The following is a 9,004-nucleotide window of genomic DNA, read 5'->3' on the forward strand; positions in this document are numbered from 1 at the left end:
CGGGTTCGGTGGGGCGTGTGTTCGGGTGCGGCTGAGTGGGGGCTGTTCGCGCAGTTCCCCGCGCCCCTGAACGGCCCTGCGGGCCGACGGGGGCTTGCGGGTGAGTGAATGGAGCGGCTCTCGGGCGAGCAGAACCGCGCCCCTGAAGGGCCGGGCCGAAGGCCCACCCTTCAGGGGCGCGGGGAACTGCGCGAGCAACCACACACCACCCGCACCCGCCATACGACCCGCACTCCCGAGCCCTGAGGCGCCCAAGCGGGGTAGCAGGGGCGCAGCCCCTGGGGATGGGAACGGGTAGGGGCGGCGGGGGCGAAACCCTGGAGCGCCCCCAGAACGGCCGTTCACCCCCCGCAACCACCCCCAGGAGCACCCGGCGTACCTGGACCATCCGGCGCCCCCGGTCCACCAGGAGTTCCCGGCGTTCCCGGCGTTCCCGGCTCCCCCGGCGTCTCCGGGTACCCCGGTGCATCCGGATGGTCCGGCACACCCGGACCCTCTGGGGCACCAGGCGCGCCCGGCCCCTCCGGGACATCCGGTGTGCCTGGCCCTTCTGGCGCTCCTGGCCCACCCGGAACCTCCGGGGTATCCGGCACATCAGGACCACCGGGCGCGTCCGGCGCGTCCGGCGTATCCGGCGAGCCCGGGATTTCAGGAGTCCCCGGTCCCTCCGGCTGCGCGGGCACTTCGGGCTCGGCGGGCACCTCGGGTTCCACAGGCGTCTGTGGCTCAGCGGGCACCTCCGGCTGCGGGGGCACCTCTGGCTGCGCGGGCACCTCAGGCTCATCGGGCACCTCTGGCTGCGCGGGCACCTCAGGCTCAGCGGGCACCTCTGGCTGCACAGGCACCTCCGGCTGAGCGGGCACCTCGGGTTCCACAGGCACCTCAGGCTCAGCGGGCACCTCAGGCTCGGCGGGCACCTCCGGCTGCGCGGGCACCTCAGGCTGAGCAGGAGGTTCCTCGGGCCGCGCGGGCACCTCCCGCTCCCCCTCTCCCCCCGGAGGCTCAGCCGTACGACGATCCCCGCCGTCTCCGCCCTCGTCCCCGCCAGGCGCACCCCCACCACCCGTCGGCTCACCCACACCCGCCCCCGAGCCCTCACCGGCGGAGCCGCCCGCATCCCCACCAAGTGCCCGCTCAGCCACCCTCTCGTCGCCGGACGAGTCCACCGCAGCCGTATCGGTGTCGGCCGCCGGCCCGGATTCCTCGGCCCCACGTGCCACCGGCACCCGAGGCGCGGGCGCCTCGGCCACCGGCACCCTCCCCGGCGGCACCGTAGAGGGCCCGTGGCCCCCGAGGACGATCCCCGCGGCGACGGCAGCGGCAGCGACGGCCGTACCCATGACCGCGACGCCCGGCCCCTTGGCCTTCACCCCACCCGCCACGACGTGCCGCACCCCGTGCAAGGCGGCGCCCCCCACTCCCGAGCTCCCCGCGCTCCCCGCACTCCCCGCGCTCCCCGCGACGAACGACAGCAGGACCTTGCCCCCGGCCCCGCTCCCGCCCACGGCACACACCACCAGCGCCGGACCGACCAGCGCGGGAAGCCGGTCGTTCGTGCGCATGAGTACGGCGAGCCGCGCCCGGCAGTCGTCGCACCCGTCCACATGGCTGAGCAACTGCTCCGACTGCCGCGCGGTCGCCGTGCCGCGCACATACGCCGGCATCCGCCCCCACCGCACCTGGCACGCCGGATCGACGGGCGCCCCCGGCTGCTCCCGAAGGAACGCCTGCCGCATCCCCTCCCGCGCCCGGTGCAACAGCACGGCCGTCGCCCCCTGCTTGGCGCCGATGCGCTGCCCGACCGCCTCCAGCGGCTGACCCTCCGCCTCGGCGAGCCAGAGCGCCCGCACCCACCGTTCGGGCAGCTGGCCGAGCACCCGGACCAGCAGATCCACCGACGACACCTGTTCGGCGGGGTCCGCCGCGCCGTCCGCGTGGACGCCGGCGTCGGCCCGCTCGGGCGCCGTCGGGTCCTGCGGCGTCTCGCGGGCCGCGCTCCCGGCGGCGGCCGCGAGATGCCGCACCGTCGTCATCAGATACGCCGGTACGTTGTCGATCTCGTGCCCCGCGGACAGGCGCCGCCAGACCCGGAAGTGCGCCTCGGCGACCAGGTCCTCCGCCGTCCAGCTGTTCCGGGTGAGGGAGCGCGCGTAGGCGACGAGACGCGGGTGCTGCTCCTCGTAGATCCGGGTGTACGCCGAGGTGACGGACGCGGAGCGGGACCCGGGCCCGGACCCCTGGGCCGGAACGCTGGGCGCGGACCCCTGGGCGGGAACGGTGGGCGTGGTGGGCGTGGTGGGCGCGGCCGGTGGGGTGGCGGGACCGTCGGTCATGGCAGGAACGCTCTCTTGTCGCCTGCTGATGGGACGAGGTCGATTTTGTATGTAGAGATGACAAAAATCTCAAGTAATCACTCAACGTGATGCGCGCCACAGTGAGTGACGCCAGCGGATACCGCCGTCCCACCCACCACCCCCGTCACCCGACCCGCCCGCTATGTTCGAGCCGTTCATCCGACATTCGGAGCTGGCATGCAGACCCAAGCGAAGGCGACCGACGCAAAGACGATCGACTCGAAGGCGACCGACTCGACCCCACCCGAGGAGGCGCCCGAAGACGCGGCCGAGCACTCCTGGCCCCGCCACTGGCTCCTCCTGCTCCTCGGCGCGGCCGTCGTCCCCGGTGCCGCGCTGTTCCTCGTCGGGCGGGGTCTTGAGGAACCGGCCGTGCAGGCGTGGCGGACGGTGTGTCTGTCCATCGCCGTGCAGGCGCTGCCGTTCCTGCTGCTCGGTACGGCCCTGTCGGGGGCCATCAACGCGTTCGTACCGGCGAAGGTGTTCAGCCGACTGCTGCCCCGCAACCCCGCCCTGGCGGTCCCGGTGGCGGGCGCCGCCGGAGTCGTCCTGCCCGGCTGCGAGTGCGCGTCCGTGCCGGTCGCGAACAGTCTGATACGACGGGGCGTCGACCCGGCAGCCGCGTTCGCCTTCCTGCTGTCGGCCCCCGCCGTCAACCCGATCGTCCTGGTCGCCACCGCCGTCGCCTTCCCCGGCAGCCCCGAGATGGTGCTGGCCCGGCTGCTCGCCTCGCTCCTCACCGCCGCCTCGATGGGCTGGCTGTGGCTGTGGCTGGGCCGCGCCGAGTGGCTGAAGCCGGTCTCCCGCCACACGGGTCACCACGCGGGGCGCAGCCGCTGGACGGAGTTCCGGCTCGGCTTCCAGCACGACTTCCTGCACGCGGGTGGCTTCCTGGTGGTCGGGGCGATGGCGGCGGCCACCTTCAACGTCGTGGTCCCGCGTTCCGTGCTCGACACCTTCGCCGACTCGCCCTGGCTGTCGGTGCTGTTCCTCGCCGGGCTCGCCATCCTCCTGTCGGTCTGCTCCGAGGCCGACGCCTTCGTCGCCGCCTCCCTCTCCGGCTTCTCGCCCCTCGCGCGGCTGACGTTCATGGTGGTGGGGCCGATGGTCGACCTGAAGCTGATCGCCCTCCAGACGGGCACGTTCGGCCGGGCCTTCGCGCTCCGCTTCTCCGCCGCGACCGTCGTCGTGGCGATCCTCGCCAGCGCCCTGATCGGAGGCGTCCTGCTGTGAAACGACCTCTCCAGGCCCTCCTGCTCCTCGTCAGCGGTCTCGGCCTGCTCCACGCGACGGTGTTCACGGACCTCTACCTCAGGTACGTGAAGGAGGGCATGGGCCCCCTGCTCATCGCCTCGGGAGCCGTACTGCTCCTCCTGGGCGCGGCGGAAGCGTGGTCGCTCCGCAAACCGACCGCCCCCACCCCGAGCAACGCGCAAGCCGACCACGACCCCGACCACGACCGAGACCACGGTCATGACCACGACGGCGACCACGTCCGCGACGGCGACCGCGACGGCGACCACGACCACGACGGCGACCACGGCCACGACGGCGACCACGGCCACGGCCATGACCACTCCACCCCGCCCCGCATAGCGTGGCTCCTCCTGCTCCCCGCCCTGAGCCTGCTCTTCTACGCGCCGCCGGCCATCGGCGCGTACAGCGCGTCCCGTGAGGCGCCGAAGGCCGTGGCGGTGAAGGACCAGGACGAGTTCGATCCGCTCCCCGCGACATCACCGCTGCCGATGACCCTCACGGACTTCACCAGCCGTGTGCAGCAGGACCGGGCGAAGGCCATCGAGGGACGCGTGGTCCGGATGACCGGCTTCGCGACGCCCGACGGGAGCGGCGACGGCTGGTACCTGACCCGTTCGATCTTCAGCTGCTGCGCGGCCGACACCCAGTTCGTGAAGGTCCGCGCCCACGGCACCCCGGCCCCGTCCGCGGACACCTGGGTCACGGTCACCGGAACCTGGCACGCCGGCGGCACCCTCGGTACGGACTCCGCCGACGTCGCCCTCGACGTCCGCACGATCAAGAAGGTCCCCCGGCCGACGAACGGCTACACGGACGCCCTCCCGCCCCTGGCCGGCTGACACCCCGCCCGCATCCACCCTTGGAGAGGAGAACGGTGCTCCCCTTCTTCGTCTACGGCACGCTGCGCCCCGGCGAGCACAACCACGACGTCTTCCTCCGGGGCCGCACGAGTTCCGAGGAACCGGCGACGATGCGGGGCCTCACGCTCTACGACGGCCCCGGCTACCCGTACGCCGTCGAGGCCCCCGGCGAAGCGGCGGTGGTGAGGGGCGACCTGGTCACGGCCCGCCCCGAGGCGTACGAGGCACTCCTGCGGTCCCTGGACCACCTGGAGGAGTACAGCCCCGGCGCCCCCACGAACCTGTACGAACGGATTCGCCGCGCCGCGGTCCGCGCCGACGGCACGTCCGTGCAGGCGTGGGTGTACGTCGCCGCGCCGACGGTCGCTGCGCGGCTGCGGGTACGGGGGAGGAGGATCGAGAGCGGGGACTGGTCGGGGGAGGGGCGGGTGGGCGCCCAGTGACTCGGGGAACTGCGCGAGAAACCCCCACTCACCCGCACCCGCCGTACAGACAGCGCACCCCCGAGCTATGACGCGCCCGGCCCCACCCCCAGCCGCCGCGGTCGTCGCACCGCACGGCGGTACGCCGTCAGCTCACCCAGCGCCCCGTCGAAGCCCGTACCGAGCGCCAACGCGACCCACCCACTCGTGAACTCCGCGCCCGGTTCCAACGCCACACCCTCCTCGTGCTCATGGGGCGCGAGCCCGCCGAGCGCCAGATAGGTCCGCCCGGCGGCCTCGCCCACCTCCCACACCCCACGCGACGCCGACTCGATCTGCCACAGCCAGGTCCGCGCGTCCGCACGACACTCCAGGGCCCCCATCGTGAGACGCCCGTCCGCGAGCCACTCGTCGCGCCCCTGGAACACCGTCACCTCGTCGGGTGAGGGCAGCCCGCCCAGCAGCAGACTCCCCACCGACCGCACGGTGACCGACGCGTCCCCCTCGTTGCGCAGCCGCACCCGGGACCGCAGCACGCAGACCCCGTCAGGAGAGGTGAACTCCCCGAAGGCGGTCACCCCGCTCTCCGGGTCCCTCGACTCGACGACGAGCCGATGCCAGCGCACACCGGGACCGTCCTCCGCGTCGAACGTCGATCGATGCGCCCGGTAGCGCAGCCGCTCACCGAGCGCGGAACCCGTGAACGGGGACCGCGACCACCCGCTCCCGTCCCCGACCAGCACGACATCGACCAACGGCAGCAGGACGTCGGCCTCGCCCTCCTCCGGATCACCGGGACGCCGTACGCACACCAACCGCGCCGTGTCGCCGCTCAGATCGAAGTCGACGGCGAGCGCGGAATGCCCCCACCGATAGGACAGGCTCCACGGGAACGCGTTGGCCCACTGACTCTCCGACTGCGGCATGCGATCCCCCCGGCTCGACGGTGCGCCTGCTGTGCACGGCAGCGCCTGCCACGCGTCGTGAGCACCACTTGAGGTCTACGAGAAACAACGCCCGAATGCTCAAGCGGCCACCCCGACGGCGGGCCGGTCACCCCGCACGGCCCCGCCCCACGACGAACCGAAGACGCCCACTCGGCGGCACCCGCAAACCGACGTCGCCGGGCATCCTGAACCGACCGACCGACCGACCGACCGACCGATCAATCGACCCGACCGACTCGCCCGCCCCCTACTTGCCCACGGCCTCCACCCGCACCGCGCACGCCTTGAACTCCGGCATCCGGGACGTGGGGTCGAGCGCCGGATTCGTCAGCGTGTTGGCACGCCCTTCCCCCGGCCAGTGGAACGGCATGAACACCGTGTCGGGCCGGATCGCCGCCGTGATCCGCGCCGGTGCCACGGCCCGCCCCCGCCGCGACACCACGGCCACGGGGTCTCCCTCCGCCGCGCCCAACCGCTCGGCCAGCCGCGGATGCAGCTCCACGAACGGCCCCGGCGCCGCCGCGTTCAGCTCGTCCACGCGCCGCGTCTGCGCCCCGGACTGGTACTGGGCCACGACCCGCCCGGTGGTGAGCAGCACCGGATACTCGTCATCCGGCTCCTCCGCCGCCGCCCGATGCGAGACGGGCACGAACCGCGCCCGCCCGTCCTCCGTGGCGAACCGCTCGAGGAAGAGCCGCGGCGTCCCGGGATGCGCACCCTCGATCGCCGCGCCCTCCGTCGCGCCCCCCGGCGCCGGGCACGGCCAGAACACCCCGTTCTCCTCGGCCAGCCTGCGGTACGTGATCCCCGAGTAGTCGGCCACCCCGCCCGCGCTGGCCCGTCGCAGCTCCTCGAAGACCTCCTCGGCGTCGGTCGGGAACCCCTTCTCCACGCCCAGCCGGTCGGCCAGCTCGTGCATGACCTCCAGGTCGCTGCGGACACCGTCGGGCGGTGTGATCGCCCGCCGCCGCAGCAGTACCCGGCCCTCCAGATTGGTCGTCGTACCGGTCTCCTCGGCCCACTGCGTCACCGGCAGCACGACGTCCGCGAGCGCCGCCGTCTCCGACAGCACGACATCGCACACGGCCAGGAAGTCCAGCGACCTGATCCGTTCCTCGATGTGGGCGGCCCGCGGCGCGGACACCACCGGGTTGGACCCCATCAGCAGCAGCGACTTGATGTCGGTGCCGAGCGCGTCCAGCAGCTCGTACGCGCTCCGCCCGGGGCCGGGCAGGCTGTCGGGGTCGACGCCCCACACCTCGGCGACATGCCGGCGCGCCTCGGGGTCGACCAGCTTGCGGTAGCCGGGCAACTGGTCGGCCTTCTGCCCGTGTTCCCGGCCGCCCTGCCCGTTGCCCTGCCCCGTGAGGCACCCGTACCCGGACAGCGGCCGCCCGGCGCGTCCGGTCGCCAGTGTGAGGTTGATCCACGCGCCGACGGTGTCCGTGCCCTTGGACTGCTGCTCGGGCCCGCGCGCGGTGAGCACCATCGCGTGCTCCGGCTCGCAGAACAGCCGTACCGCCTCGCGGAGTTGTGGAACGGGCACCCCGGTGATCCGCTCCACGTACTCCGGCCAGTGCGCCATGGCCGCGGCCCGCGCCTCCTCCCAGCCGCTCGTCCGTTCGAGGATGTACTGCTCGTCGGTGCGTCCCTCGGCGACGATCAGATGCAGCAGCCCGAGGGCGAGCGCGAGATCGGTGCCGGGCCGCGGCGCGAGATGCAGGTCGGCCTGTTCGGCGGTGCGGGTGCGGCGCGGGTCGATGACGACGAGTGTGCCGCCGTTCTCCCGCAGTTCCGTGAAGTACCGCAGCGCCGGCGGCATGGTCTCGGCGAGGTTCGACCCGACGAGGACGACGCATCCGGTCCTCGGGATGTCCTCCAGCGGGAACGGCAGCCCCCGGTCGAGCCCGAACGCCTTGATGCCGGCGGCCGCGGCCGAGGACATGCAGAAGCGCCCGTTGTAGTCGATCTGCGAGGTGCCGAGCACGATCCGGGCGAACTTGCCGAGCGCGTACGCCTTCTCGTTGGTGAGTCCGCCGCCGCCGAACACACCGCACGCGTCCGGGCCATGCTCCGTACGCGTGCGGGTGAGCTCCTCGGCGATCCGGTCGAGTGCCTCGTCCCAGGAGGCGGGCTCCAGGACGCCCGCCCTTCTGACCAGAGGACTGGTCAGCCGCACCCGGGACGAGAGCACCGCCGGCGCCGTACGGCCCTTGCCGCACAGCGCGCCCCGGTTCACCGGGAAGTCCGCGCGCTCCGAGACCACAACGACACCGTCGGTCCCGTCCGCAGCGGGCGTCAGGTTCATCCCGCACTGCAGGGCGCAGTACGGGCAGTGGGTGGGCGTCGCGGAGTTCGGCATACCACTCAGCGTGCGTCGGGCGTGTTACGCGCCGGGGTGCCCTGGCGTTACGCGACCGGCACGGGGACCTCCCGGCGGGTTCCGGGCGGGAGTGAGGTGCGGACGGCCGGTGGGTGCGTGAACGGTTCGGGCGATGTCGCAGTTCTGTCACCGTGTGCGGCCGTCCGGGCGCTCACCGTCCAGGCGTTCGGTGCCGCGTGCTAGAACTACGGGCGCACCGACACGGGGGTCGTGGCACGAGTCCCGTGCGGCGCACGTCCTGTCACGTGGCCCGGGAGGGCCGTAGGGGGAAGAAGGATCATCACCGTGAACCGCATGCGCACGACCGTCGCCGTCCTGGGTGCCGCGGGCGCCCTGACCGCCGCCCAGCTGGGCCTCGCCGGCACCGCCGCCGCGGCGGGCGCCGACGCCCAGGCCGGCGGCTGCCCGATCAAGATCTCCACCCCGAAGCGCTTCTACGTCGACGCCAACCGCTGGGTGACCAACGGCGGTCTGTACTTCGGCCTGAAGAACACCAGCAAGACCAAGAGCTTCACCAGCGTCAGCCTCACGATCAGCAAGCCCAAGAACCTGACGTTCGGTTACGCGACGCCGACCAAGGGCAGCAAGATCACCAAGCGGACGACCAAGACCGTCACGGTCTCCACCAAGAAGCTGGCGGCCAAGGGCAGCTCCGGCTTCCGCGTCAAGACCCGCATGGGCAACGTCAACCGCGACTACGAGGTCAAGCTCACCGTCCGCGGCAAGGGCTGGGACTGCGCCGTGGACCAGGGCTGGTGGGGCACGATCGACCACAACTAGT

Annotated in this window: 7 protein-coding genes; 4 read left to right on the plus strand and 3 right to left on the minus strand. The window is 72.9% G+C overall.

Features of this window, described 5'->3' with window-relative positions:
• Window positions 1–341 precede the first annotated feature (341 nt).
• Entirely contained in the window at window positions 342–2,333 is a 1,992-nt protein-coding gene (locus tag SMA5143A_RS19395) for a sigma-70 family RNA polymerase sigma factor (RefSeq protein WP_107464173.1), read from the minus strand.
• A gap of 198 nt (window positions 2,334–2,531) precedes the next feature.
• Between SMA5143A_RS19395 and SMA5143A_RS19400 the strand changes: the two genes are divergently transcribed.
• From SMA5143A_RS19400 to SMA5143A_RS19410, 3 genes are read left to right on the plus strand one after another with little or no spacing between them, the layout of a single operon-like run.
• Window positions 2,532–3,587 carry a permease gene (locus tag SMA5143A_RS19400; protein WP_107464174.1) on the plus strand — a complete coding sequence of 352 codons (1,056 nt, stop codon included), beginning with the start codon at window positions 2,532–2,534 and terminating at the stop codon, window positions 3,585–3,587.
• A complete protein-coding gene (locus tag SMA5143A_RS19405) occupies window positions 3,584–4,450 on the plus strand; it encodes a TIGR03943 family putative permease subunit (RefSeq protein WP_107464175.1) in 867 nt (288 codons plus the stop codon). The genes SMA5143A_RS19400 and SMA5143A_RS19405 overlap by 4 nt, the downstream gene beginning before the upstream one ends.
• Before the next feature lie 35 nt (window positions 4,451–4,485).
• Window positions 4,486–4,914, plus strand: a complete 429-nt coding sequence (locus SMA5143A_RS19410; protein WP_107464176.1) for a gamma-glutamylcyclotransferase family protein — start codon at window positions 4,486–4,488, stop codon at window positions 4,912–4,914.
• 65 nt (window positions 4,915–4,979) lie between these two features.
• Here the strand turns inward: SMA5143A_RS19410 and SMA5143A_RS19415 are convergent, their stop codons facing one another.
• Complete coding sequence (locus tag SMA5143A_RS19415) at window positions 4,980–5,819, minus strand: hypothetical protein (RefSeq protein ID WP_107464177.1); 840 nt, start codon at window positions 5,817–5,819, stop codon at window positions 4,980–4,982.
• 268 nt (window positions 5,820–6,087) lie between these two features.
• Window positions 6,088–8,202, minus strand: coding sequence for a molybdopterin oxidoreductase family protein (locus SMA5143A_RS19420; protein ID WP_107464178.1), 2,115 nt, complete (start codon window positions 8,200–8,202; stop codon window positions 6,088–6,090).
• Between the two features lie 315 nt (window positions 8,203–8,517).
• Here SMA5143A_RS19420 and SMA5143A_RS19425 point away from each other — a divergent pair, with 315 nt between their 5' ends.
• On the plus strand, window positions 8,518–9,003 hold the full coding sequence (locus SMA5143A_RS19425) for a hypothetical protein (protein ID WP_240496788.1): 486 nt from the start codon (window positions 8,518–8,520) through the stop codon (window positions 9,001–9,003).
• Window position 9,004: the final 1 nt, after the last annotated feature.

The organism is Streptomyces sp. MA5143a (assembly GCF_900290235.1).
Classification (GTDB): Bacteria; Actinomycetota; Actinomycetes; order Streptomycetales; family Streptomycetaceae; genus Streptomyces.